The sequence below is a fragment of the Kineococcus sp. AC630 genome (genome assembly GCF_979255925.1).
The window spans coordinates 1-25,124 of the sequence record NZ_CEEDMJ010000009.1 but is presented as its reverse complement, the minus strand read 5'-3'; the positions used below and the strand labels follow the sequence as shown (position 1 = coordinate 25,124).

The window sequence follows — 25,124 nt, the reverse complement described above, 5'->3', positions numbered from 1 at the left end:
ATCACGCGTCGGAGGGGAGCCGGGCCTCGAGGTGGGTGAGTTCGCGCTGGGCGCGGGTGACGCGCTCGTCGGCGCTGTGGGCACCGCGTTCGGCCGAACGCAGGGTGTCGGTGGCGGCGTCGAGCTGCTCGGTGACCGCGGCGAGCTTGGCCTGCAGGTCCTCCTGCCGACGGGCGAGGTCCTCGCTGCGACGCCGGGCCGAGCCGAGTTCCGCAGCGGCGGTGCCGGCGTCGTCGCGGGCCTCCGCCAGCTCCTCGCGGGCCGCGTCGACGGCCTCCTCGAGCTCGCGCCGCTCGCGGTCGCGGCGTTCGGCCTCGGCCCGTTCGCGTTCGGCCTCCTGGGCCGCCCTCTCCTCCCGCCGCGCCTTCAGCTCGTCCTGGGGCACCGGTCGGCGGGCGTGGGTCTTCTTCGCCGCGGGGGCGGGGCGGACGGGGGAGTCCGCGGCGCTCGCCCCGTCGAGGTCGACCTCGCCGAAACCCGTCGCCTCCAGCGGGCGGACCAGCGTCCCGGAGCGGACGGCGTCCGCGGCCGCGGGGTCGCTCATGCCGGCGCGGAGGGTGGCGACGACCTTCTCGCCCACGTCGAGGCTGAGACGCACACCGGCGGCGAGGGTGAGCCGCCCGGCCTGGACGCGCATCGCGTCCAGGACCTGGTGCTGCTGCACCCCGAGCTCACGCAGTTCCGGACCGGCGAGCGAGGCCGTCGCCTCCCGCATCGCGGCCCCGAGCTCCAGCAGCTGCTCGACCTCGTCGCGGCGTTCGCGGACGAGCAGGTTCACGGCCCACGCGGGGACGGGGGGCTTCTTCAGGCCGGCGATCCGACCGGCCAGTTCGCGGTCCCCGTCGTCGCGGGCCTCACGGGCCCAGCGGTCCCGGGTCGCGGTGAACTCGCCGGGCGGCACCGCGTAGAGCTCGTCGAGCAGGGTGGGGAAGTCCACGGTGACATCGTGGCACGACTGCCCTCAGCGATCGACTGACTACTGAGTGTCACAAATGACGGTCTCCACGTAAAGGTCTTGTTTCGCGGCCCGTCTCCGGCGGCACGACCCGCGATGAGGTCTAGCTTGTGGGAATGGGCGCGGAGATGACTCTCGGAGCGGAAGAGGAACTCCACCTGATCGACCTGGAGAGCTGGCAACTGTCGGCACGCGCTCCCCAGGTGCTGTCCCGGCTGGACAGCGCCTCCTACTCCGCCGAACTGCAACGCACCACGGTGGAGACCAACACCGACGTGGTGTCGACCCTGACGGAACTGCGCGAGGAACTCCTGCGGTTGCGCAAGGGTCTGGTCGAGGCCGCCAGCCGCGACGGGCTCGGGGTCGCCGCCGTCGGCACGGCACCTCGTTCGACGTTCACCGACTTCGAGCTCACCGCGACCGGACGCTACGGGCGCATGCAGGAGCAGTACCGGCTCCTGGTGGACGAACAGCTCATCTGCGGCACCCAGATCCACGTCGGGATCGCCGACCGGGACCTGGCCGTCGAGATCATGCAGCGGATCGCCCCGACCCTCCCCGTCCTGCTGGCCCTCTCGGCCAGCTCGCCGTTCTGGAACGGTCAGAACACCGGCTACGCGAGCATCCGCACCACGATCTGGCAACGCTGGCCCAGCGCCGGGACCACCGGTGCCCTGGAGTCGGCGGCGGAGTACGACGAACTCCTCGACGACCTCATCGCCTCGGGAGTCATCGCCGACCGCAAGATGGCCTACTTCGACGTCCGGCCCAGCTCGCACGCGCCCACCCTGGAACTCCGCGTCTGCGACGCCTGCCCGCTCGTCGACGACGCCGTGCTCATCGCCGGGTTGTTCCGCGCCAGCGTGCGCGCCGCCGAGCTGGACATCGAGGCCGGGCGCCCGCGGCCGCAGGCCCCGTCGCCGCTCTACCGGGCCGGGATCTGGCAGGCCGCTCGCGGTGGTCTCTCCGGCGACCTCCTCGACGGCAACGACCACCCGCGTCCGCTGCCGGCCCCGGAAGCCGTCCGCACGCTGCTGGGGCGGCTGCGTCCGCAGCTGGAGGAACTGGGCGACTGGGACGAGGTGGCGGAGCTCACCGAGGCGACGCTCGCCCGCGGGAACTCCGCCGACCGCCAGCGCGCGGCGTTCGTCGAACGGGGCGAACTGGACGACGTCGTGCGTCTCGTCGTGGAGGAGACCCACGGCTCGGCCGCCGGGGAGGCCCCGGCGACGGCCGCCCTGCGGCGCTACCGCACCCGCGCCGGGGACGAGGCCGTGGGCGTCAGCGCCCAGCCGCGCCCCGCCTACCGCGAGGTCATCGAGCACGTCCGCACCCTGGGCCCGGCCGGTGTCGCCGCGGCCGAGGCCGAACGGGACGCCTGGGCGCGTGAGCGCCACCTCGCCTACGTGGTGAGCGGCCCGGAGGGCCTCGTCGAGAAGCCCTTCCACGTCGACCTCGTGCCGCGCGTGATCCTGCCCCACGAGTGGCAGCAGGTGCGGCGCGGTCTCGTGCAGCGGGCCCGGGCGATCGAGTGCTTCCTGCGCGACGTCTACGGAGCCCAGCGGATCCTGCACGACGGGGTCCTGACCCGCGACGCCGTCGTCGGTGCCCCCGGGTGGGAGTCGCAGGCGACGCGGCTGCCCGACGACGTGGTGCGCGCGCCCGTCATGGGTTTCGACCTGATCCGCAACGAGTACGGCGGCTGGCGGGTCCTGGAGGACAACGTCCGCAACCCCAGCGGCGCCGCCTACGGGATCGCGGCCCGGGCTCTGGTGGACGCGGTCGTGCCCGACATGCCGCGGCCGGCGGCGATGCTGGACCCGGCCACCGCCTTCGAGCGCCTGCGCTCGACGTTGCTGTCGCGCTCGCGTCCCGGGATGCGCCCGGTGCTGCTCTCGAGCGGCCCGGCCAGCGCCGCCTGGTTCGAGCACCGCAAGCTCGCCGACGGGGCCGGGTTGCTGCTGGTCGGCGCCGACGACCTCGACGTGCAGCGCGGCCGCGTCGTGCACCGGGGGACGGGGGACCCCGTCGGGGCCGTCTACCTCCGCCTCGACGGGGAACTGCTGGACCTCTGCGACCACGCCGGGCGCCGGATCGGCCAGGAGGTCTTCGACGTCGCCGTCGCGGGCGGGGTCGTGCTGGCCAACGCACCGGGCAACGGCATCGCCGACGACAAGGCGATGTACCGCTCGGTGCCGGAGTTCATCAACTACTACCTCGAGGAACGCCCGCTGCTGGAGTCGGTGCCCACCTACCGCCTCAGCGACGAGGTCGAACGTCGGGCCGTGCTGGAACGCGTGGGGGAACTCGTGACGAAACCCGTCGACGGATACGGCGGTGAGGGCGTGCTGATCGGGCCCTACGCGAGCGCGGCGGAGGTCGCAGCCCGACGCCAGGAGATCGCCGCGGAACCGTCGAACTGGGTCGCGCAGGAGGTCGTGCAGTTGTCCTCCGTGCCGAGCTGGAACGCCGGGAGCGCGACGCTGCAACCGCGACGCGTGGACCTGCGGGCGTTCGTCTACGTCACCGGGACGGGCGAGGAGGAGTGCCACCTCGCGGACGTGGCGCTCACCCGGGTCGCGCCCGAGGGCAGCCTCGTCGTGAACTCCTCGCGCGGCGGCGGCGCCAAGGACACCTGGATCCTGCGCGGCGACGACGACCAGGAGGGAGAGGCCCGTGTGCGGACTCGCCGGTGAGGTCAGGTTCGACGGGGCGAGCGCCGACGTCGCGGCGCTGGCCCGGATGACCGGTTGCCTGGTGCACCGGGGACCGGACGGGGACGGGATCTGGGCCCGCGGTCCCGTCGCACTGGGCCACCGGCGACTCTCCATCATCGACCTCTCACCCGCGGGTGCGCAGCCGATGGTCGACAACACCGCGGGGATCACCGTGGTCTTCAACGGCTGCATCTACAACTACCGGGAACTGCGGGCCGAGCTGCAGGCCGCCGGGCACCGGTTCTTCTCCACCTCCGACACCGAGGTCGTCGAGAAGGCCTACGCGCAGTGGGGAACCCGCTTCGTCGAGCACCTGCTCGGGATGTTCGCGATCGCCCTGGTGGAACACGAGAGCGGCCGGTTGGTGCTGGCCCGCGACCGGCTCGGGATCAAACCCCTCTACGTCGACACCCGGGCCGACCGGGTGCGGTTCGCCTCCACCGTCCAGGCCCTGCTCGCCGGTGGCGGTGTCGACACCAGCATCGACCGCGAGGCGCTCGCCCAGTACCTGACCTTCCACTCCGTCGTCCCCGCCCCCCGCACGATCCTGACGGGGGTGCGCAAGCTCCCGCCCGCGACCGTCCGCGTGGTCGAGCGCGACGGCAGGTCCACCGACACGACCTACTGGGAACCGGAGTTCACCCGCTCGCAGGAGTTCGCCGGCTGGAGCGCGCGGGACTGGGAACAGGGCCTGCTGGAGAAGCTGCGCGTCGCGGTGGAACGCCGGATGGTCGCCGACGTCCCCGTCGGGGTCCTCCTCTCGGGCGGTCTCGACTCCAGCCTCGTCGTGGCCCTGCTCGACGCGGCGGGCCAGCGCGACCTGGCGACGTTCAGCATCGGGTTCGACTCCGCCGGCGGGGAGTCGGGCGACGAGTACGAGTACTCCTCGCTGGTCGCGAAGGAGTTCGGGACCGACCACCACCGCATCCACGTCGACTCCTCCCGGTTGCTGCCGGGGATCGACGCGGCCGTGGACGCCATGAGCGAACCCATGGTCAGCCACGACTGCGTGGCCTTCCTGCTGCTGTCGCAGGAGGTCTCGAAGTCGGTCAAGGTCGTCCAGTCCGGCCAGGGCGCGGACGAGGTGCTCGGCGGGTACAGCTGGTACCCACCGCTGGCGGGGGTTCCCCGGGCGGACGCCGTCGAGGCCTACGCGCAGGTGTTCTTCGACCGTCGCTACGCCGGCCTCGCCGACGTGCTGGCCCCGGAGTGGCTGCCGGGCTCGGACACCCCGGGGAACTTCATCACCGAGGCGTTCGGCCGTCCGGGCGCGGAGACCTCGCTCGACGCGGCGCTGCGCAACGACACGACCGTCATGCTCGTCGACGACCCGGTGAAGCGCGTCGACAACATGACGATGGCGCACGGCCTGGAGGCGCGCGTCCCGTTCCTCGACCACGAACTCGTCGAGTTCGCCGGCCGGATCCCGCCGGAACTGAAACTCGCCGACGGCGGGAAGGGGGTCCTCAAGCGGGCCGCGCGCGGGTTGGTCCCCGACGCCGTCATCGACCGCACGAAGGGGTACTTCCCGGTCCCGGCGATCCGTCAGCTCGAGGGCCCCTACCTCCAGCGGGTCCGCGACGCCCTCACCGACCCCGCGGCGAAGCGGCGCGGGTTGTTCCGGCCCGAGGTCGTCGACCGGTTGCTCGCCGACCCCAACGTCGACCGCACCCCGCTCGGGTCCAACGTGCTGTGGCAGCTGGCGTTGCTGGAGATGTGGTTGCAGCACCACGACGTGGGGTGAGCGGATCGGCCCGGGGTCCCGGTGCGCCTCCCGTTCCCCCGCGACGGGGGCCGTGGGTGCAGCATGGGGGTGTGGAGCACCGAACCCTCGAGCAGGATCCGCCGTCCGCCTCCCCGCTGGAGGACGCTCTCGCGCTGGGCGACGAACTCGTCGCCGCCTGGGGCAGCTGGCGACCCACGATGACCCCCGACGCCCGCCAGGTCGCGTTCGTCTCCGACCGTTCCGGGATCCCGCAGCTGTGGATCCAGGAGGTCGTCCTGGACGGGGAGATGCCCGCGGCGCGTCACGTCCACCTCTCACCCGACCCCGTGGTGTCGGTGTCGTGGGCCGCCGACAGCCGCTGGCTCGCGTGCTCGGTGGCCGTCGGTGGGGGTGTGCGGACCGAGGTGTGGGTGGTGCGCCCCGACGGTAGCGACGCCCGCCGGATCGCGGGGGACGCCCACGAGCACGCCGAGCTCGGGCCCTGGACCCGCAGCGGCCACCGGGTCGTGGTGACGTTCCCGCCCGTCGGGGGGAGACCCTCGCGCTGCTACCTCGGCGACCCGGCGACCGGCCGGCTGGACCCGCTGGCCGAGGGTGACCTCGTCCACGTCCTCGACGTCTCGCAGGAGGAACGCTTCCTCGTCGTCGTCGACGGTGAACGCGGCCAGCAGTTCTGCGTGGTCGTCGACCGGCTCATCGACGAGCACCAGCCGCTGCTGCCGCACGGGGCCACCGGCTCCACCGACGTGGCCCTGTTGCGTCCGGCCCCCGCCGGTGACACCGGTCCGGTCTACGTCTACCTCGCCTCCGACGTGGGGTTGCCGCGGCGCCAGCTGATCGGGATGCCCTTCGGGCCCAACGGCTACCGCGGGGAGGCGCAGACGCTCGCCGCGCGCGACGACGCGGAACTCGAGTTCGTCGACGGCGACGACGCGGGGACGCTGCTGCTGCTGGTGTGGAACGTCGCCGGAGCCAGCGAGCTGGAACTCTTCGACACCACGACGCGGGAACGGACCCGGTTGCACGGTCTGCCGGGTCTGGTCGCGACCGACCCGGTCCTCTCCCGGGACGGGCGCAGCGTCGTCCTCGGCGTCGAAGGGCCCTCGCGCCCGCGCGAACTCTGGCACCTGGACACCGCGACGGGGGAGTGGACGAGGATCACGCACTCACCGGAACTCCCCGTCCGCGACCTCGTCGTCCCCACGCTGGAGACCTACGCGGCGCACGACGGGCTGACGCTCACCGGCTGGCTGTACGAGGCACCGGACCCGTCCGGCGCGGCGGCCCTGAGCCTGCACGGTGGTCCGGAGGCGCAGGAACGTCCCACCTTCAACGCGATGGTCCAGACCCTCGTCGCCGCCGGCATCACGGTGTTCGCCCCCAACGTGCGGGGCTCCTCGGGGTTCGGTCGGGAGTTCGTGCACGCCGACGACGTCGAGAAGCGTCACGACGCCTTCGCCGACGTCCTCGCGACGGCCGAGCACCTGGTGGCCAGGGGGTTCGCCGACGCGGACCGGATCGCCGTCACGGGTCGTTCCTACGGCGGGTACCTCACCCTCGCCTCGTTGGCCTTCTCGCCGGGCGTGTTCGCCGCCGGCATCGACATCTGCGGCATGAGCGACCTCACGACGTTCTACCGCGACACCGAACCCTGGATCGGGGCGGCGGCGGTCAGCAAGTACGGGCACCCCGAACACGACCGGGTCCTGCTGGAGGAGCTCTCGCCGTTGCGTCGCGCCGACGCGATCGACGTCCCCCTCCTCGTCGTGCACGGGGAGCTGGACACCAACGTCCCGATCGGCGAGGCGCGCCAGATCGTGGCCGCGCTGCGCGGGCTGGACCGGCAGGTGGACTACCTCGAGCTGGCCGGCGAGGGGCACGACTACCGCCGCGCGGAGTCGCGGCGGACGCTGACGCGCAGCGCGGTCAGCTTCCTCACCGCGCACCTGCGAGCGGTCTCCTGAGGGCACCGCGGGGACGGGTGCGCGAGCGAACGAGACGCCCAGCGGCGCGACCGACCTGCCCATCGACGTCGAGTACCTGACCACGACGCTCGTGGAGCTGCTGCGGATCCCCAGCCCCTCGGGGCGCACAGCGCCCGCTTCGCCGAGGGCGCGCACGTCACGATCTTCACCCGACGACGCCGTCGTCGTGGCCGGCGAGAACTCCCGGGAGGAACTCGCGGGCATCACCGTGCTCGACATGACGGTCCCCTTCGACCACCACCTGTCCCGTCGGCTGCACTCCCTGGCCGAGGAGCACGGCGTCCCGGCCGTGCGCGACGTGTACCGGCACCACCGCTCCGACGCGGCGCCCGCCCTCGAGGCCGGGATCGAGGCCCGGCACGCGCTGCTGGGTTTCGGTCTCGACCCCGGCCACGGTCACGAGCGGGCCCACGTCGACGGCCTCGTCGCCCTCGCGCGGTTGCTCGTGGTCCACCTGCAGAGCGGGTCGACGTTGACGACCGGGACCACGCCGGGGCCGGCCGCCTCGCCGACTTCCCCAGCGTCAGCGTGCAGCCGGCCGACCCCGAACCCGTCGACCGCACGGTCGTCCCGGACTGAGCGATGAGTCCGGCGGCGGCGCCGGGTCACCACCCCGACAGCACACCCGAGGTCGAGGAGGACACCATGGCCCTGCCGGACGTCGTGACCCGTGAGGCGTGGTTGCGCGAGCGCAAGGAACTGCTGCAGCGGGAGAAGGCGGCGACCCGGGCCCGGGACGCCCTGAACGCCGACCGGCGGCGGCTGCCGATGGTCGAGGTCGAGGACGACTACCGCTTCACCGGGCCCGACGGGGAACTCACGCTCGCCGACCTCTTCGACGGGCACTCGCAGCTGATCGTGCAGCACGTGATGTTCGACCCGTCGTGGGACGAGGCGTGCTCGGCCTGCACCGCCGGTCTGGACGAACTCTCCCCGGGGTGGCTGACCCACCTGCGCGCCCGGCGGACGACGTTCGCCGCGGTGTCCCTGGCACCGCACGAGAAGCTGGCGAAGGTCGCCGCCTCCCGGGGGTGGAGCTTTCCGTGGGTGTCGTCCGGGGGGAGCCGGTTCAACCGCGACTTCCACGTCACCCTGGACCCGGCGGCGGGGCTGACCGAGTACAACTACCGCGACGCCGAGGGCGCCTCCGGGGAACAGCCCGGTGTGAGCTGCTTCCTGCGCGAGGGGGGCCGGACCTTCCACACCTACTCCAGCTTCGCCCGCGGGGTCGAGTACCTCGGTGGGGCCTACTCCTGGCTCGACCTCACCGTGTTCGGGCGGCAGGAGGACTGGGAGGAACCGGCGGACCGGGTCGTCGACGCGCGGAGCGCGATGCCGAACTTCGCCGAGTAGGCCGAGCTCCGAGCAGCCCGGCTCCCCGGAGGGGCGCGAGGAGGGGCGGGCGGGGTGTGGCACCCTTCCCCGGTGCGCTGGCTCGTCGTGGACAACCACGACTCCTACACCCACAACCTGGTCCAGCTGCTGGCGGTCGCCACCGGGACCGACCCGGTCGTGGTGAGCGACGACGACGTCGCGCCCGGCGAGCTGGACCTCGCGGGGTTCGCGGGGATCGTCGTCTCGCCCGGTCCGGGGCACCCGGGCAACGCGCGGGACTTCGGGCTGGCGGCCGACGTGCTCGCCCGCGCGCAGGTCCCCGTCCTGGGGGTGTGCCTGGGGATGCAGGGGATCGCCCTGGCCGAGGGGGCCGTGGTCGACCTCGCGCCGCAGCCGCGGCACGGTTTCGTGGACCGGGTCCGGCACGACGGGACGGGCGTGCTCGCCGGGCTGCCCGACGGCTTCGCCGCGACCCGGTACCACTCCTTCCGGGTCGCGGAACCGCTGCCGGAGACCCTGGAGGCCCTGGCCTGGGGGTCCGACGGCGTCCTCATGGCGTTGCGGCACCGGACCCGTCCGCTGGTCGGGGTGCAGTTCCACCCCGAGTCGGTCGCGAGCACCACGGGGGCGCGGATCGTCGAGAACTTCGTGCGGTGGTGCGAACGGTGGACGGCGCGTCCGCGCTACCGGCTGCACGCTCGAAGGACCAGGCCCGCCGTGGACGCGGAACGGGCCTTCGCCCACCTCTTCGCCGGGTCCGACGCCGCGTTCTGGCTGGACTCCGCGGCACGCGGCGCGGGGTCGGGGCGGTTCTCCTTCCTGGGGGCCGGGGACGGGACCGGCGTGGACTCCCTCGCCGCCCTGGCGGGGGCGCTGCGCGAACGCACCGTGGCCGGTGCGGAGGCGGTGCCGTTCGAGTTCGCCGGGGGTTTCGTCGGGTGGGCGGGGTACGAGGCGCGTGACGAGTGCGGGTTCCCGACGGCGCGACGGGACGAGACCCCGGCCTGCTCCTGGACCTTCTGCGACCGCTTCGTCGCCGTCGACCACGACGAGGACGCGACCTGGGTGGTCGCGTTGTCGCTGGGCGGTGCGGAACCACGGTGGATCGGGGAGACCGCCGAGGCGCTGGCCGACCTCCCCCCGCTACCGGAACCGGTTGCGGCGCAGGACCTCCCGGTGATCCTGGACACCGCACCCGCGGACTACCGGCAGGACGTGCTCGCCGCGCAGCGGCAGTTGCGGGCGGGGGAGAGCTACGAGATCTGTCTGACCACGCAGGCCCGTGTCCCCGCGCAGGGTCGTCCGTTCGAGGTCTACCGCCGGTTGCGGCGCGCCAACCCGGCGCCCTACGCGGCGTACCTGCGCTGCGGTGACGTCGTGGTGGCGGGGAGTTCGCCGGAACGGTTCCTGCGCATCGGCAGTTCCGGCGCGGTCGAGACCCGGCCCATCAAGGGCACCGCGGCCCTCGACACCGATCCCGCTGCGCTGCAGGCCGACCCGAAGACCCGGGCGGAGAACCTCATGGTCGTCGACCTGCTCCGCAACGACCTCGGCCGGGTCTGCACCCCCGGCAGCGTCACGGTGCCCGACCTCATGACGGTCGAGACGCTGCCCACCGTGCACCAGCTCGTCACCACCGTGCGGGGGCGGTTGCGCCCGGAGGTGTCGGCGGTGGACTGCCTGCGCAGCTGCTTCCCGCCCGGCTCGATGACGGGGGCCCCGAAGCTCCGGACGACGGAGATCATCGACGCCCTGGAACAGCGGGCCCGGGGGATCTACTCCGGGACGATCGGCTGGTTCTCCACCACCGGGGCGGCCGACCTCGCCGTCGTCATCCGCACCGCCGTCCTCGTCGGCGGGGAGTGGCGGGTCGGGGCGGGCGGCGCGATCGTGCTCGACTCCGACCCGGACGCCGAGGTCGCCGAGGTGCTGCTGAAGCTGCGGGCCCCGCTGAGTGCCCTCACCACCGACACGGACTGGAGCGTTCCGCGGCTCTGAGGCCTGCGCGAGCCGCGGAACGCTCCACTCGCTCAACCCCGGGGCTGCAGCGTCCGGTTCCAGAGCGCCGCCCCCGCGATGTCGCGCAACGTCACCGTGAGCCCTTCGGTGTCCGGGTCGATCTCGACCTCACCGAAGAACTGCGAGCCCTCCAGCGGCGAGGTGTTCGCGTGCGGCGGCACCGACTGGAACACGACCTCCGGACCGAACGTCGCGTCCAGCTCGCTGGGGCCGAAGGAACCCGCGTGCAGCGGTCCGGACACGAACTCCCAGAAGTCGTCGAACTCCGTGAACGCCGCGCGCGAGGGGTCGTAGTGGTGGGCGGCGGTGTAGTGCACGTCCGCGGTGAGCCAGACGTGGTTGCGGACCCCGCGGTTCTTCAGCTCGCGCAGGATCCAGGCGATCTGCTGTTCCCGCCCGCGCGGGACCCCCGGGTCGCCCTGCGCGATCGCCTCGATCCCGTTCGACGCGGCGTCGGGGACGACGAGCCCGATCGGCATGTCGGCCTGGACGACCTTCCACCGCGCGGTCGAGGCGGCCATCGCCTCCACCAGCCACTGCGCCTGCTCCGTCCCCAGGATCCCACCGTCGGGACGGACCCCGCCACCGGCCCAACCCCACGGGTTCGCGTCGCGGTAGGTCCGCATGTCGAGGACGAACACGTCCAGCAACGGGCCGAAGGAGAACTGGGAGTAGACCTTCCCGTCCCGGCGCTGCGAGATCGGGACGTACTCGCGCCAGGCCTGCTCGCCGCGCATCCACAGCACGTCGACGCGCTTCTCGGTGTAGGCGGGGTCGTCGAGGATCTCGTGCGGGAACCAGTTGTTGTGCACCTCGTGGTCGTCCCACTGGTTCACCTGCGGGACCCTGGCGAAGAAGTCCCGGTACGCCTGGTCCTCCAGGTTGTACCGGAACGCCCCGCGGAAGTCGTCGAGGGTCTGCGCCACGTGCGACTTCGCCTCGGTGACGACGTTGCGGTAGACCCGGCCGTCCGGGAGGGTCACGTCGCCGGAGATGACGCCGTCGGCGTAGATGGTGTCCCCGGAGTGCAGGAAGAAGTCGGCGTCGCGTTCGGCCATCGACCGGTAGATGGGGAAACCCCCGAGGTCGGGGTTGCGGCCCCAGCCCTGACCGGCCTGGTCACCGCTCCACAGGAACCGGATGCGCCGGTGGTCGCCCGTCGTGGGGGCGGTGCGCAGGAAACCCTCGAGCGAGTCGCCGTCCGGGCGGTGGGCGTCGGGTTCGCCGAGGACCACGCGGTAGGGGACGTCGGCGGCGGACGGCAGCCCGGTGACGTCGAGGCGTCCGGTGAAGTCGCTCGTCGCGGTGAGCAGCGGTCCGCGGTAGGTGCGGCAGTCGGCGCCGAAGGAACCCGTGGGGGAGACCTGGACGAACATCCGGGCGGTGCGGTCGGCGCGGGTCCAGATCGTCGCGGTGTTCGAGGTGACGTCACCGGACTGGACGCCGTGGGTGATGCTCGGCATCCCGGAACGCATCAGCCCGGGGACGAGCAGGCCGCTGCCACCGGCGGCGAGGAGCGAACGGCGCGAGAAGGGGGAGGAGGGGATCGACACCCGGCGAAGGCTGTCGGGTCCAGGTGACATCGCTGTGCAGGGCGGGAGAACTCTCAGTGAAGGGGTGGGCGTTCCAGCGCGACCTGCTGCAGGCGCCGGGTGAGGTCGGCGTCGCCCGGCAACGGGGTCCCGTCGACGCTGAGGACCGCCGCCGCGCCCCGCAGGCTCGAGAGCAGCCACACCCCGTCGGCGCGGAGGAGTTCCTCCGGGCGGCGCAGCACCTCGCGGGCGGGTCCGACCGCGGCCAGGGTGGTTCCCGGGAGAACCCCGCGCCCGGCCGGCACCGGGGTGTGCCACGCCCCGTCCAGGTGCCAGAGGAGATTCGCCGTCGGCCCCTCCAGCAGGAACCCCTGCGCGTCCACGAACAGCGCGTCGTCGGCGCCGCGGCGGGCCGCCTCGCGCAGCGCGGCCCCGTTCACCGCGTAGGAGGAGGTCTTCACCGCGCCGAGCAACCACGGTGCGCCGGCCACCGCCACCGTCCCGCGGGCCAGGGTGACGACGTGCACCCCGTCGCGTCCCGCCAGCACGGACGCGGGCAGGGGCCGGACCGTCGCCACCCCCGAGCCGCTGCGGGACAGGGAGAGACGCAGCACCGCCTCGACGCCGTCCGGTACCTCGTCCACGAGGGCCGCGCTCAGGGCGGTCCACCCGGCCCGGTCGAAGGACGTGTCGAGGGCGGCGGCCGACCGTTCGAAGCGGTCCAGGTGCTCCTCGAGCCGCACCACGTGCGCGGGCCGGCCGCCGTGGACCAGGATCGTCTCGAAGCACCCCTCACCCCGCAGTCCCGCGTCGTCGGCCGGGACGACCGCGGCGTCCCACGCGACCTCCCCGGGGCCCAGCACCGCGGTGCGGGGGCGGACGGGGTTCACCGGGGCATCGTCGCACCCTAGGGTTCCCGGTGTGGTGGGCAGCGACGTGGCCGGACCCGGGTCCCCCGTGGACGGGGCGGTCCTGCGGGCCGTCCTGCGCGACGTCCTCGCGGTCGAGGACGAGGTGGCGGCGCGGGTCGCCGACGACCTCTCGACCGTCCTGACCGTGGACCGCCCGGACTGGGCGGGCCGGGTCGGCGACGTGCTCGCCCGGGTCGGTGCGGGGTTCCCGGAGGTCGAGGACGCGGAGTTCCGCTGGTTCGTCGACCTCGTCGCCGACGTCCACCTCGCGAACCCCTCGACCTGGCCGGACCTGCGGTGGCACCCCGGCCGGACCACGCCGATCGCCGGGGTCGACGACGTCGCCGCGGGTTTCCGCACCCCGGGCGAGGTGGGGGACCGCTACGACGTGGTGGTCGTCGGTTCCGGCGCCGGCGGTGGGGTCGCGGCGTGGAAGCTCGCGGAGTCCGGGCGTCGGGTGCTGCTCGTCGAACGAGGCGACTGGCCGGGCACCGCGGAACTCTCGCGGGACCACCTGCGCAACCCTCGGGCGGCGACCGGTCTGGACCCGCTGACCGGACCGCGCGGTGCTGAGGACCCGCGCACGCTGGCCGGGCGGGTGCTGCGGCCGGGGGACGGCGGGTGGAACGCCAACGCGATGCTCGTGGGCGGCGGCACCCGGGTCTACGGCGCGCAGGCCTGGCGGTTCGCCCCCGACGACTTCCGGATGGCCACCCGGTACGGGGTTCCCGACGGCAGCGCGCTGGCGGACTGGCCCATCGGCTACGCCGACCTCGAGCCCTACTACGACGAGATCGAGTGGACCTTCGGCGTCAGCGGGCGGGCCGAGGGGGACACCGCGGCGGGGCCCCGGCGTCGGCCGTACCCCATGCCGCCGCTGCCGGGCGGGGTCCAGGAACGGGTGCTCGCGGCGGGGGCCGCGACCCTCGGCCTGAGCACGACGGCCGTCCCGCTGCTGGTGAACACCCAGGAGTTCGGCGGCCGGGCGGCCTGTGCCCGGTGCGCGCAGTGCGTGGGTTTCGCCTGCCCCGTCGACGCCAAGACGGGGACGCACAACACGGCCGTGCCGTGGGCGGTGGCGAGCGGGAACTGCGACGTCGTGTCCGGCGCGCGGGTGGACCGCGTCCTGCCCGGGACCGCCGGCCGCGTCGCGGGGGTCTCCCTCGTCGGGACCCTCGACGGCGTCGCCTGGCGGCGCACCGTCCTCGCGGAGGAGGTCGTGCTGGCCGCCGGGGCCGTGGAGACGGCACGGGTGCTGTTGACGAGCGCGCACGACGGCGACCCGGCGGGGATGGGCAACGCCACCGACCAGGTCGGGCGCCACCTGCAGGGCCACGTCTACGGCGGGGCCACCGCGGTGTTCGCCGAGGAGGTCGTGGACCTCCTCGGGCCCGGGCCGGCCATCGCGACCGGCGACCTCCGGCACGGCAACCCCGGCCTCGTGGGCGGCGGGATGCTCGCGAACGAGTTCGTCCCCACGCCCGCGGGCACCCGCCGAGCGCTGGTGGCGGCGGGTTTCCTCCCGGCGCGGGGACCGGCCGCCCGCTCCGGGCTGCGGGAACTGGCCCGGCACCTGGTGCAGGTCGTGGGACCGGCGCAGGAGGTCACGCTCGCGTCGTCGCGGGTGCGCCTCGACCCCCGCGTGCGGGACGGTTCCGGGGTCGCGGTCGCGCGGTTCTCGGGCGGCATCCACGGCGAGGACCGGCGGACCCAGGAGTTCCTCTCGGCCCGGGCTGCGGACTGGCTGTCGGCGTCCGGCGCGTCGCGGGTGGCGCACCGTCCGCCGCCGGGTCTCGGGCCGAGCGGCGGTCAGCACCAGGCGGGGACCGCCCGGACGGGAACGGACCCTGCGCGTTCGGTGACCGACCCGTGCGGACGGGTCTGGGGCTACCGGAACCTCCGCGTCGTCGACGCGTCCCTGCACGTCACCAACGGCGGGGTGAACCCGGTCCTGACGGTCCTCGCCGGAGCCGCCCGGATCGCCGACGACATGGTCCGGGGGAGCACCCGCCGCTCGCCCGCCTGATCACCGTCGGGCATCACCGTCGGGCATCACCGTCGGGCATCACCGACCGAGCGCGCCGGCCCACGCCTCGCCCGCCGTCCGCACCGGCCCGCCCGTGGCCAGCGACTCGGCGATGGCCAGCGACAGCAACTGGTCCTGGGCGGCCTCGGCCAACGGGTACGGTCCGGGCCCCTCACCGCGGGCCCAGGTGCCCGCGCGCTCCAGCAGCGTGGCGACCGCGATCTCCTCGTCGGAGAGGCGCGCCCCGACGTAGGGGTTGCGGAACAGGACCTCCCCGTCCGCGGAGAGGACGTCGAGGTCGAAGCCCTGGACGTCCTGGTGGTGCCCGGTCTGGCGGCGCTCGATCGAGGACGTCAGCACCGTGGTCGCGTCCGCGAGGCGGACGAGGCGGTCGTCGACCAGCTCCCCGAGGCTGCCGCGCACGACGAGCCGCCGGTGGCGCAGCGGGTTGCGGGTCTGGGTCTCGGTGAAGTCGTAGAGCGCGCTGCGGCCGTCGCCGAAGTCGAACGTGGCGATCGTGGTGACCTGGGGGCGCGGTGCGGCGTTCCCGGTCCAGCCGGCGCGGGTGATCGGGTCGGCCAGGGGGGCCGTCGTGGCGCTCGCCACGACCCGGGCGGGCTCCGCGCCGAGACCCAGGAACCCGCGGACCATCGAGGTGGCGTGGTGCAGCTGGGTGGAGGACACCTGGACCGAGGTCGGGGTCCCCAGCGAGCCCCATCGGACCAGCTCGAGGCGGGCCGCGTTGTGCGGGGACAGCAGGTACTGCTCCGCCACCTGCACCCGGGCGTCCGGCCCGGTCGCGGCCCAGAACGACCGCAACCCGCCGAGGTCGGCGGCCGGCGGGGTCTCCGTCAGCACCGCGGCGCCCCGCTCCAGCAGCTCCACCACCAGTCCCGGGGCGGCCGCGGCGGCCACCGAGACGACGACGAGGTCCGGGGCGGCGCCCAGCAGCCCGTCGAGGTCGCGGTGGACGGGGAGCCCCCGTGCGGTGGCCCTCGCCGCGGCGGCGTCGCTGCGGACCAGGACGCCGCTCACCTCGAAGTGCTCCGGCAGCCGCGCCACCAGGTCCAGGTGCAGACCGGCGCGGAAACCTCCCCCCGTGAGGGCGATGCGCGCGGGTCGGGTGGGGAGGCTCACCCCGCCGACGGTAGTGGCGCCAGGACGCGTGTCCACCCGGCCGCACGGGGTAGCTGGACCCCGTGAGCGTGCGCATCGGCATCTCGGGGTGGAGCTACCGCGCCTGGCGGGGGGACTTCTACCCCGCGGGCCTGCGCCGGCGCGACGAGCTCGCCCACGCCGCGGCCCGGCTGTCGACGATCGAGATCAACGGGTCGTTCTACTCGCTGCAACGCCCGACGACCTACGCGACGTGGCGCGAGCAGACCCCGGACGGGTTCGAGTTCGCCGTCAAGGGCGCCCGCTTCGTCACCCACCTCAAGCGGCTGCGGGACGTGGAGCGCCCGCTGGCCAACTTCTTCGCCTCCGGGGTGCTGGCCCTGCAGGACCGGCTGGGACCCGTGCTCTGGCAGCTGCCCGAGAGCGTGCACTACGACGAGGAGGTCGTGGCCACCTTCCTCGCGCTGCTGCCGCGGACCGTCGGGCAGGCCGCGGCCCTGGCCCGGCGCCACGACGAGAGGCTGCCACCGGAGCGGGCGCTCACCCGGGCACCGCGGGGCTTCGCCGGACGGCGCGTCCGCCACGCCCTGGAGTTCCGGCACGAGTCCTTCTGCACCGAGAAGGCGCTCGCGCTGCTGCGCGCCCACGACGTCGCCTGCGTGGTCGCCCAGTCGGCCGGGCGGTGGCTGCAGGCCGAGGCCGTCACCAGCGACCTGGTCTACGTCCGCCTGCACGGCGACGAGGAGCTCTACAGCAACGCCTACTCCGACGCGGCGCTGGACGCCTGGGCCGCGAAGGTCCGTGCCTGGTCGCGCACCGCGGACGTCGTCGTGTACTTCGACAACGACGCCCACGGCCACGCTCCGCACGACGCGTTGCGGCTCGCCGCGCGGCTGCCGGAGGCGGACACGGGGAACGCGGAGGCCCTCCGGGCGAGGGCTCGTTAGGATCGGGGACGACAGCGCACCCCTCAGCACGGAGGCGAACTGCCCCACAGGGCGATCATGGCCAGCACCGACCGCACCCCCGAACCCTCGGCCCAGACCTCGGCCGTGACCCGTCACGTCATCGTCGTGCCGCCCGAGGTCGCGATGGTCTCCCTGCTCGGCGCCCGCGACGAGCTGTTGCGGGTCCTCGAACGGGCCTTCCCGAAGGCCGACGTCCTGGTCCGCGGCAACGAGATCACCGTCTCCGGCGCCGCGGGTGAGGTCGCCCTCGTCGAGCGCCTCGTGGACCAGATGACCGCCGTCCTGCGCGCGGGTCAGCCGTTGTCCCCGGACGCCGTCGAACGCTCCGTCTCCATGCTGCGGGCCCAGGCCAACGGCACCGGCGACGACCGTCCCGCCGACGTCCTGACCCTCAACATCCTCTCCAGCCGGGGTCGCACGATCCGGCCGAAGACGGTCGGCCAGAAGCGCTACGTCGACGCCATCGACGAGAACACCATCGTGTTCGGCATCGGCCCGGCCGGTACCGGCAAGACGTACCTCGCGATGGCGAAGGCCGTGCAGGCGCTGCAGGCCAAGCAGGTCAACCGGATCGTGCTGACCCGCCCGGCCGTCGAGGCGGGGGAGCGGCTCGGGTTCCTGCCCGGCACCCTCACCGACAAGATCGACCCCTACCTGCGCCCGCTCTACGACGCGCTGCACGACATGCTCGACCCCGACTCGATCCCGCGGCTGATGGCGGCGGGGACGATCGAGGTCGCGCCGCTGGCGTACATGCGCGGGCGCACCCTCAACGACGCGTTCATCATCCTCGACGAGGCGCAGAACACCTCCGCCGAGCAGATGAAGATGTTCCTGACCCGTCTCGGGTTCGGCTCGAAGATCGTCGTCACCGGCGACGTGACCCAGGTCGACCTGCCCAGCGGGACGGACTCGGGGCTGCGCGTCGTCCAGGACATCCTCGAGGACATCGACGACGTCCACTTCTCGCGGCTGACCTCCACCGACGTCGTCCGCCACCGCCTGGTGTCGGAGATCGTCGACGCCTACGAGCGCTACGACGACACCCGCCCGGCCCGCCACGGCGGTCACGGGGGCCGCAGCCGATGAGCATCGAGGTCGTCGACGAGAGCTCGTTCGCGGAGGGCCGCGGCGTCGACACCGTCGAGGTCTCCCACCTGGCGCGCTACGTGCTGGAGGAGATGCGGGTCCACCCGCTGGCGGAACTGTCGGTCCTGATGATCGACACCGAGGCGATGTCCCGGCTGCACGTGCAGTGGATGGACGAACCCGGCCCCACCGACGTGATGTCGTTCCCCATGGACCAGCTCCGTCCCGGCCGCGAGGGCCGCACCTCCGAGCCGGGTCTGCTCGGCGACGTCGTCGTGTGCCCGGAAGTGGCTGCCGCGCAGGCGAAGGCCTCCGGTCACGCCACGGCCGACGAGGTCCTGCTGCTCGTGACCCACGGCATCCTGCACCTGCTCGGCTACGACCACGCCGAAGCCGACGAGGAGCGCGAGATGTTCACGCTCCAGCGGCGCCTGGTGCTGGGGTTCCTGGCCCGCATCGGTCGCCCCGGCGACCCGACCCCCACCGTCGGCCACCGCGCGCTGCCGTCGGGGGGCTGAGCCGTGGGTGCGCCGGCCGTCCCGCTCCTGCTCCTGGCGCTCGCGCTCCTCTTCGCCGGCGGACTCGTCGCCGCGGCCGAGTCGGCGATCGCCGGCACGTCGCGACGCCGGGCCCGCGACCTCGAGGCCGACGGGCGCCGGGGCGCCCCGGAACTGGGCCGGGTCCTGGAGTCCGCGGCCTCGGTGCTCACCGTCGCGACGCTGCTGCGCGTCGTCTGCGAGACCCTCGCCGCGGTCTGCGTGACCGTCGCGGTGGCGAGCTGGACCGGTTCCTGGTGGCTCGTCCTGCTGCTGGCCGGTCTCGGGATGTCGGCGCTGGACTTCGTCCTCGTCGGCGTCGGCCCGCGAACCCTCGGGCGGCTGCACTCCGAGTCCGTGGCCCTGCGCGCCGCGCCCGTGCTGGTCCGCCTCACCACCGTCCTGGGGCCGGTGGCCCGGGCGCTGGTCGCCGTCGGCAACGCCGTCACGCCCGGGCGCGGACTGCGGCACGGGCCGTTCGGTTCCGAGGCCGAGCTGCGCGAGATCGTCGAGCTGGCCGGGGAGACCTCGGTCATCGAGGCCGGTGAGCACCGGATGATCCACTCCGTCTTCGAGTTCGGCGACACCCTCGTCCGCGAGGTCATGGTGCCCCGCACCGACATCGTGTCGGCCCGCCGCGGCACGGGGCTCTACGAGGTCGAGGCCCTGTTCCTGCGCTCGGGCTTCTCCCGGATGCCCGTCGTGGGCGACGACTCCGACGACGTCCTGGGCGTCGTCTACCTCAAGGACGTCGCCCGCCGCTTCCACGCCGACCCCGACGCCGCCCGCGCCGAGCGGGTCGAGAGCGTCGTCCGCCAGACGGTGTTCGTCCCCGACAGCCTGCCCGTCGACGACCTGCTCAAGCAGATGCAGCGCGACACCACGCACGTCGCGATCGTCGTCGACGAGTACGGCGGCACGGCCGGTCTCGTGACGATCGAGGACGTGATCGAGGAGATCGTCGGCGACATCGCCGACGAGTACGACCGCGAGGCCCCCGAGGTGGAGCCGTTGCCCGACGGGGGTTTCCGGGTCTCCAGCCGCCTGCACGTGGAGGAACTGGGCGACCTGTTCGAGAAGGAGATCGAGGACGAGGACGTCGACACCGTCGGCGGGCTCCTCGCCAAGACCCTCGGGGAGGTCCTCGTCCCCGGCGCCGTGGGCGAGGTCCACGGGTTGCGGCTGGAGGCCGACGGGCGCGTCGGCCGCCGCAACCAGGTGCGGACGGTGCTCGTGCACCGCCTGCCCGAACACCCCGAGGACGCAGAGTCCGAACTCGTCGACGACCACGCCGGAGGGCACCAGAATGACTGAAGAGACCACCCCCCACCGGTCCGGGTTCGCCTGTCTCGTCGGGCGACCCAACGCGGGCAAGTCGACCCTGACCAACGCTCTCGTCGGGCAGAAGGTCGCGATCACGTCGTCGCGACCGCAGACCACCCGCCACACCGTGCGGGGCATCGTGCACCGCCCGAACGCCCAGCTCGTCCTCGTCGACACCCCGGGTCTGCACCGGCCCCGCACCCTGCTCGGGCAGCGGCTGAACGACCGGGTCCACGAGACCCTCGCCGAGGTCGACATCGTCGCGATCTGCATCCCCGCCGACGAGAAGATCGGCCCCGGGGACAAGTTCATCGCCGAGGCCCTCGGCAGGATCCCGCGCTCCACGAAGATCGGCCTGGTCACCAAGACGGACAAGGCCTCCAAGCAGCAGGTGGCCGAACAGCTGCTGGCGCTGGTCTCCCTGGGCGAGCAGGTGCTCGGAGGTTTCGCCGACGTCGTCCCCGGGTCGGCCAAGACCGGCGAACAGGTCGACACCGTCGCCGACGTCCTGCTCGGGCACCTGCCCGTCGGGCCGCGGTTGTACCCGGACGGGGAACTCACCGACGAACCCGAGTCCGTCATGGTCGCCGAACTCGTCCGCGAGGCCGCGCTGGAGGGGGTCCGCGACGAACTCCCGCACTCCCTCGCGGTCGTCGTCGAGGAGATGAACGAGGGCGACAACGGCGTGCTGCAGATCTTCGTGTGGCTCTACGTCGAACGCGATTCCCAGAAGGGGATCATCATCGGCAAGGGCGGCGCGCGGTTGAAGGACGTCGGGACGAGGGCTCGCCGCTCGATCGAGGCCCTGCTCGGGACCCGCGTCCACCTCGACCTGCGCGTGAAGATCGCGAAGGACTGGCAGCGCGACCCCAAGCAGTTGCAGCGCCTCGGGTTCTGAGCGCCTTCGGTGCGCACCTGGTTCGCCTTCACCGCCCGCGACACCCGGGACCTGCTGCTCTCGTTGCTGCCCACGGCGTTCGCGCTGTGGATCAGTGCTCACCTGGTCGCCGGGGTGGAGGTGTCCTCCCCGTTCTGGCTGCTCGCCTCCGCCGGGGTCCTCGCGGTCGGTGACCTGGTCGTCCGCCCGTTGCTCGGCCCGCTGGTCGCCTTCCTCGGTCCGTTGCCGACGGTCCTCATCGGGGTCTCCGTGCAGCTGCTGCTGCTGCACACGGCGCTGACGGTGGTGCCGGGTCTCGACCTGCGTGACCTGAACGCCCTGTGGTTGGTCTACTTCTGGACCGGGCTGGTGGCCGTCGTCGCCCGCTGGGTCATCGGGGCCAACGACAGCCGGTGGGTGGTGCGGGAACTGCTGCGCCACCGGCCGCGTCCGCCGGGGGAGGCGTGCCCGCCGGGCTTGCTCGTCGTGCAGGTCGACGGTCTCTCGATGCCGTTGCTGCAGTTCGGGTTGCACTCGGGAACGCTGACCACGATCGCACGCTGGCTGCGCGAGGGCAGTCACCTGGCGGAGGGCTGGCGCGCGGCGCTGCCGTCCACGACCCCGGCCAGCCAGGCGGGGTTCCTGCACGGCAGCACCGAGGACGTCCCGGCCTTCCGCTGGTGGGACCCGGAACTGCGCCGGGTGCTGGTCTCGAACCGCCCGGCGGACGCCGCGATCATCGAGGGACGGGTCCGGGCCGCGGCGCACGCTGCCGGGCGCACCGGGCTGTTGGCCCGCGACGGGGCCAGCATCGGCAACGTGTTCTCCGGCGAGGCCGGCCACGCGCACCTCGTCGTCTCCACCTCGCGGGCGGGGGGATCGGGGCGCCCCTACCTGCGCTACGTCGCCCGCCCGTTCGTGGTGCTGCGCAGCCTGCTGCTGACGGTCGGGGAGATCGTCAAGGAGCTCTACCAGGGCTGGCAGCAGCGGGTCCGCCGTGTCGAACCGCGCATCCCGCGGCGCGGCTGGTACGTCCTGCTGCGCGCGGTGACGAACACCCTGCTGCGTGACCTCAACGTCGTCCTGGTGGCGCAGGAACTCTCCGCCGGGCGCTCGGTGGTGTTCGTCGACTTCCTCGACTACGACGAGGTCGCCCACCACGCCGGCGTGGCCCGGGCGGAATCGCTGGACGCCCTCGCCGGGATCGACCGGGTGCTGCAGACGCTGGCGGACGTGGCCGCGGCCGCGCCCCGCGACTACCGCGTCGTCATCGTCTCCGACCACGGGCAGGCGCAGGGACCGACGTTCGAGCAGGTGTCCGGGCGGCACCTGCGCGACCTCGTCTACGACCTGATGGACCGCGAGGGCCCCACCCACCCCGTCGTCACCACAGCCGCCGGCGAGGAGATGCGGGGCCGCGTCGACGTCCTGGTCCGCGACTTCGCGACGTCGACCCGGGCCGAACTCGTCAGCAACCGGCACGAGGAGGTCGTCGCCTCGGGACGCGACTCCGTCGTCGTCGCGACCGCCGGCTGCACCGCCCTGCTCTCGATGCCCGACGCGCCGCAGGGGCGACTGGACCTGGACGAGGTGGACCGTCGCTGGCCCGCGCTCGTGCCGGGTCTGGTCGAGACCCGCGGGGTGGGTTTCGTCGTCGGCCGTCGCGACGAGGAGGTCGTCGCCGTCGGTCCCGAGGGTGAGCACCACCTCGTCTCCGGGCGGGTGGAGGGGATCGACCCGCTGCTCCCGTTCGGGCCGCGTGCCGCCGGGGAACTGCTGCGGATGATGCGGTTCGCCACCGCTCCCGCGCTCTTCGTGCACTCCACGGTGGACCCCGTCTCCGGGGAGGTCCACGCCTTCGAGGAACAGGTCGGCTCGCACGGCGGACTCGGTGGGTGGCAGACCGAGGCGGTGCTGGTGCACCCCGCGGAGTGGAAGGTCGCCGAGGACCTGCGCGACCGGTCCGTGCCGGGGGAGGCGCCGATCGTCGGGGCGGCGACGATCCACGAACAACTGGTCCGCTGGATGAAGGAGGTCGACCTGTGAGCGCGTCGTTGCGGTGGCTGGGGCACTCGACGGTGACGGTGGACGTCACCCGTTCCGCCGGGAACCTGCGCATCGTCACCGACCCCGTGCTGCGTCCGGGGTTGGGGCACCTGCGACGGCGTCCCCCGACGCCCGCGCCGTCGGCGTCGGCCGGGTGCGACCTGGCCCTGGTCTCCCACCTCCACCACGACCACCTGGACCTGCCCTCCCTGCGACGGCTGCGGCCGGCGGTGCTCGTGACCCCGCCGGGTTCCTCGGACTGGGTGCGCTGGAAGCTCCGGGTCCCCGCGACCCAGGTGCTCGAGGTCGCCGTCGGGGCCACGGTGGAACTCCCGTTCACCTCCGGTGCGGTGCAGGTGAGCGCGTTGCCCGCCCACCACACCGGCCACCGGACGGGAGCCCGGTTCAGTCGGGCCCCGGAGGCCGTGGCCGTGGAACACCTCGTGCGGATCCCCGGGACCTTCCCGGAGCGCGACCCCGACGACCTGCTGCTGTGGGCCGTCGGCGACACCGGTGAGTTCGAGGAGTCCGACGCGGTGCTCGCCGCGGGGGGACGTTCCCCCGACGTCGCCCTCGTCCCGGTGGGGGGCTGGGGGCACACCCTCGGCCCGCACCACCTCGACCCGCAGCAGGCCGCGGACCTCGTCGCGCGGGTCCGGCCGGGAACCTCGATCCCCGTGCACTGGGGGACGCTGCACCCCGTCGCGCTGGGCGCGACCATGGGGGACCGGTTCGTGGAACCCGGCCGCCGCTTCGTCGCCGAGGCCGCACGCCGCGGCGTCACCGGCGCGGCGCAGTTGCCCGTCGGGGGTTCGCTGACCCTCTGAGGGCCGGGTTTCCCCGCCGGTTCCGGTGATCGCGCTGAGACACGAACGGCCCGCCGCCCCGAGGGGGTGGCGGGCCGTTCGTCGTCCGGGACCGCTCAGAAGAACGTCGGCCGGCGCGGGACGTAGTGCTCCTCGAGCGCGGTGACCTCGTCGTCGGTGAGGTCGACGTCGAGGGCGGCGACCGCGTCGCGGAGGTGGTGCACCTTGGTCGCCCCGACGATCGGCGCGTCCACGACCGGGTTGCGCAGCACCCAGGCCAGCGCGACCTGCGCCATCGACACGCCCCGCTCGCCGGCGATCCGCTCGATCGCGTCGACGATGCCCTTGTCGGTGTCGAGGCGGACAGGGTTGCCCTTGGGATCGGTCTGCGGTTCGTCCCCGGCGCGCGCGGTGCTCTGCTCGCTCCACGGGCGGGCCATCTTCCCGGCCTGCAGCGGCCCCCAGGGGATGGAACCGACGCCCTGGTCGGCCAGGAGGGGGAACATCTCCCGCTCCTCCTCGCGCTGGGCGAGGCTGTACTGGTTCTGCATGGAGACGAAGCGCGTCCACCCACCGAGGTCGGCGGCGCTCTGCAGCTTCGCGAACTGCCAGGCCCACATGCTCGAGGCGCCGAGGTAGCGGACCTTGCCGGCCTTCACGACGTCGTGCAGGGCCTCCATCGTCTCCTCCACCGGGGTGGCGGGGTCGAAGCGGTGGATCTGGTAGAGGTCGATCCAGTCGGTCCCGAGGCGCTGCAGGGACGCGTCGACCTGCTCCAGGACGGCCCGGCGCGAGAGGCCGGACTGCCCGGGACCGGGGCCCATCTCCCCGAACAGCTTGGTCGCCAGGACGACGTCCTCGCGGCGGGTGTACTTCCTGATCGCCTCACCGGTGACGCGTTCGGAACTGCCGCGGCCGTAGACGTTGGCGGTGTCCCAGAACGTGATGCCGAGTTCCACGGCCTCGCGGAAGATCGGCTCGGCGCCCTCGGCGTCCAGGGTCCAGGTCTGCTGCTCGTTGCCGTCGCCGAAGCTCATGCAGCCGAGGACGATCCGGCTCACGGTGAGGCCGGTCGGGCCCAGGTGGGTGTGTTCCACGGTGTCTCCTCGGGGGTTCGCGGGGGCGTGCGACGGCACCGCCGCCCGGGGGGCGGTGCC

The 25,124-nt window shown here is 73.5% G+C and carries 19 protein-coding genes; 14 read left to right on the top strand and 5 right to left on the bottom strand.

The annotated features are described in order from the left end of the window. Position 1: 1 nt before the first annotated feature. Complete coding sequence (locus AC0I8G_RS11065; protein WP_471729961.1) at positions 2–937, bottom strand: hypothetical protein; 936 nt, start codon at positions 935–937, stop codon at positions 2–4. Positions 938–1,083: 146 nt separating this feature from the next. Here AC0I8G_RS11065 and AC0I8G_RS11060 point away from each other — a divergent pair, with 146 nt between their 5' ends. The 6 genes from AC0I8G_RS11060 (at position 1,084) to AC0I8G_RS11035 (ending at position 10,716) form a co-directional block, all read left to right on the top strand. After that, positions 1,084–3,651, top strand: a complete 2,568-nt coding sequence (locus tag AC0I8G_RS11060; protein WP_471729960.1) for a glutamate--cysteine ligase — start codon at positions 1,084–1,086, stop codon at positions 3,649–3,651. Beyond that, positions 3,632–5,416 carry an N-acetylglutaminylglutamine amidotransferase gene (locus AC0I8G_RS11055; RefSeq protein WP_471729959.1) on the top strand — a complete coding sequence of 595 codons (1,785 nt, stop codon included), beginning with the start codon at positions 3,632–3,634 and terminating at the stop codon, positions 5,414–5,416. The genes AC0I8G_RS11060 and AC0I8G_RS11055 overlap by 20 nt, the downstream gene beginning before the upstream one ends. Positions 5,417–5,487: 71 nt before the next feature. Continuing rightward, the gene (locus AC0I8G_RS11050) at positions 5,488–7,362 is read left to right on the top strand and encodes a S9 family peptidase (RefSeq protein WP_471729958.1); all 1,875 of its coding nucleotides are present in this window, start codon (positions 5,488–5,490) and stop codon (positions 7,360–7,362) included. Between the two features lie 187 nt (positions 7,363–7,549). Continuing rightward, entirely contained in the window at positions 7,550–7,969 is a 420-nt protein-coding gene (locus tag AC0I8G_RS11045) for a hypothetical protein (protein ID WP_471729957.1), read from the top strand. A 59-nt stretch (positions 7,970–8,028) separates the two neighbouring features. Continuing rightward, positions 8,029–8,736 (top strand): DUF899 domain-containing protein, encoded by a 708-nt coding sequence (locus AC0I8G_RS11040; protein ID WP_471729956.1) that lies wholly within the window; start codon positions 8,029–8,031, stop codon positions 8,734–8,736. A gap of 72 nt (positions 8,737–8,808) precedes the next feature. After that, on the top strand, positions 8,809–10,716 hold the full coding sequence (locus AC0I8G_RS11035; protein ID WP_471729955.1) for a chorismate-binding protein: 1,908 nt from the start codon (positions 8,809–8,811) through the stop codon (positions 10,714–10,716). A 32-nt stretch (positions 10,717–10,748) separates the two neighbouring features. Here the strand turns inward: AC0I8G_RS11035 and AC0I8G_RS11030 are convergent, their stop codons facing one another. Both AC0I8G_RS11030 and AC0I8G_RS11025 read right to left on the bottom strand, forming a co-directional pair. After that, a complete protein-coding gene (locus AC0I8G_RS11030; protein WP_471729954.1) occupies positions 10,749–12,320 on the bottom strand; it encodes an alkaline phosphatase D family protein in 1,572 nt (523 codons plus the stop codon). Between the two features lie 23 nt (positions 12,321–12,343). Further along, positions 12,344–13,159 carry an aminotransferase class IV gene (locus AC0I8G_RS11025; RefSeq protein WP_471729953.1) on the bottom strand — a complete coding sequence of 272 codons (816 nt, stop codon included), beginning with the start codon at positions 13,157–13,159 and terminating at the stop codon, positions 12,344–12,346. Between the two features lie 31 nt (positions 13,160–13,190). Here AC0I8G_RS11025 and AC0I8G_RS11020 point away from each other — a divergent pair, with 31 nt between their 5' ends. Further along, a complete protein-coding gene (locus tag AC0I8G_RS11020) occupies positions 13,191–15,206 on the top strand; it encodes a GMC oxidoreductase (protein ID WP_471729952.1) in 2,016 nt (671 codons plus the stop codon). Between the two features lie 39 nt (positions 15,207–15,245). On the opposite strand, the gene AC0I8G_RS11015 is transcribed toward AC0I8G_RS11020, so the two are convergent. Continuing rightward, on the bottom strand, positions 15,246–16,343 hold the full coding sequence (locus AC0I8G_RS11015; protein WP_471729951.1) for a Gfo/Idh/MocA family oxidoreductase: 1,098 nt from the start codon (positions 16,341–16,343) through the stop codon (positions 15,246–15,248). A 62-nt stretch (positions 16,344–16,405) separates the two neighbouring features. Here AC0I8G_RS11015 and AC0I8G_RS11010 point away from each other — a divergent pair, with 62 nt between their 5' ends. The 7 genes from AC0I8G_RS11010 to AC0I8G_RS10980 are packed head-to-tail and all read left to right on the top strand — an operon-like array spanning position 16,406 to position 23,988. Continuing rightward, positions 16,406–17,269 carry a DUF72 domain-containing protein gene (locus AC0I8G_RS11010; RefSeq protein WP_471729950.1) on the top strand — a complete coding sequence of 288 codons (864 nt, stop codon included), beginning with the start codon at positions 16,406–16,408 and terminating at the stop codon, positions 17,267–17,269. 57 nt (positions 17,270–17,326) lie between these two features. Then, positions 17,327–18,379, top strand: coding sequence for a PhoH family protein (locus tag AC0I8G_RS11005; protein WP_380260218.1), 1,053 nt, complete (start codon positions 17,327–17,329; stop codon positions 18,377–18,379). Then, entirely contained in the window at positions 18,376–18,897 is a 522-nt protein-coding gene (ybeY, locus tag AC0I8G_RS11000; RefSeq protein ID WP_328295472.1) for an rRNA maturation RNase YbeY, read from the top strand. The genes AC0I8G_RS11005 and ybeY overlap by 4 nt, the downstream gene beginning before the upstream one ends. Before the next feature lie 3 nt (positions 18,898–18,900). Then, the gene (locus tag AC0I8G_RS10995) at positions 18,901–20,229 is read left to right on the top strand and encodes a hemolysin family protein (protein ID WP_380260217.1); all 1,329 of its coding nucleotides are present in this window, start codon (positions 18,901–18,903) and stop codon (positions 20,227–20,229) included. Next, positions 20,222–21,136 carry a GTPase Era gene (era, locus tag AC0I8G_RS10990; RefSeq protein WP_380260216.1) on the top strand — a complete coding sequence of 305 codons (915 nt, stop codon included), beginning with the start codon at positions 20,222–20,224 and terminating at the stop codon, positions 21,134–21,136. The genes AC0I8G_RS10995 and era overlap by 8 nt, the downstream gene beginning before the upstream one ends. Positions 21,137–21,145: 9 nt before the next feature. Then, positions 21,146–23,161: a phage holin family protein gene (locus tag AC0I8G_RS10985; protein ID WP_471729949.1), complete on the top strand. Its 2,016-nt coding sequence runs from the start codon at positions 21,146–21,148 to the stop codon at positions 23,159–23,161. Next, on the top strand, positions 23,158–23,988 hold the full coding sequence (locus tag AC0I8G_RS10980; protein ID WP_471729948.1) for an MBL fold metallo-hydrolase: 831 nt from the start codon (positions 23,158–23,160) through the stop codon (positions 23,986–23,988). Before AC0I8G_RS10985 ends, AC0I8G_RS10980 begins: the two co-directional genes overlap by 4 nt. 95 nt (positions 23,989–24,083) lie before the next feature. Here the strand turns inward: AC0I8G_RS10980 and AC0I8G_RS10975 are convergent, their stop codons facing one another. Beyond that, the gene (locus AC0I8G_RS10975) at positions 24,084–25,064 is read right to left on the bottom strand and encodes an aldo/keto reductase (RefSeq protein WP_471730079.1); all 981 of its coding nucleotides are present in this window, start codon (positions 25,062–25,064) and stop codon (positions 24,084–24,086) included. Positions 25,065–25,124 lie beyond the last annotated feature (60 nt).

Bases quoted from the DNA above. Each gene is read 5' to 3' on its own strand.
- AC0I8G_RS11060 (WP_471729960.1), top strand. From the start codon at position 1,084: ATGACTCTCGGAGCGGAAGAGGAACTCCACCTGATCGACCTGGAGAGC.
- AC0I8G_RS11040 (WP_471729956.1), top strand. From the start codon at position 8,029: ATGGCCCTGCCGGACGTCGTGACCCGTGAGGCGTGGTTGCGCGAGCGC.
- AC0I8G_RS11030 (WP_471729954.1), bottom strand. From the start codon at position 12,320: ATGTCACCTGGACCCGACAGCCTTCGCCGGGTGTCGATCCCCTCCTCC.
- AC0I8G_RS11005 (WP_380260218.1), top strand. From the start codon at position 17,327: ATGGCCAGCACCGACCGCACCCCCGAACCCTCGGCCCAGACCTCGGCC.
- ybeY (WP_328295472.1), top strand. From the start codon at position 18,376: ATGAGCATCGAGGTCGTCGACGAGAGCTCGTTCGCGGAGGGCCGCGGC.
- era (WP_380260216.1), top strand. From the start codon at position 20,222: ATGACTGAAGAGACCACCCCCCACCGGTCCGGGTTCGCCTGTCTCGTC.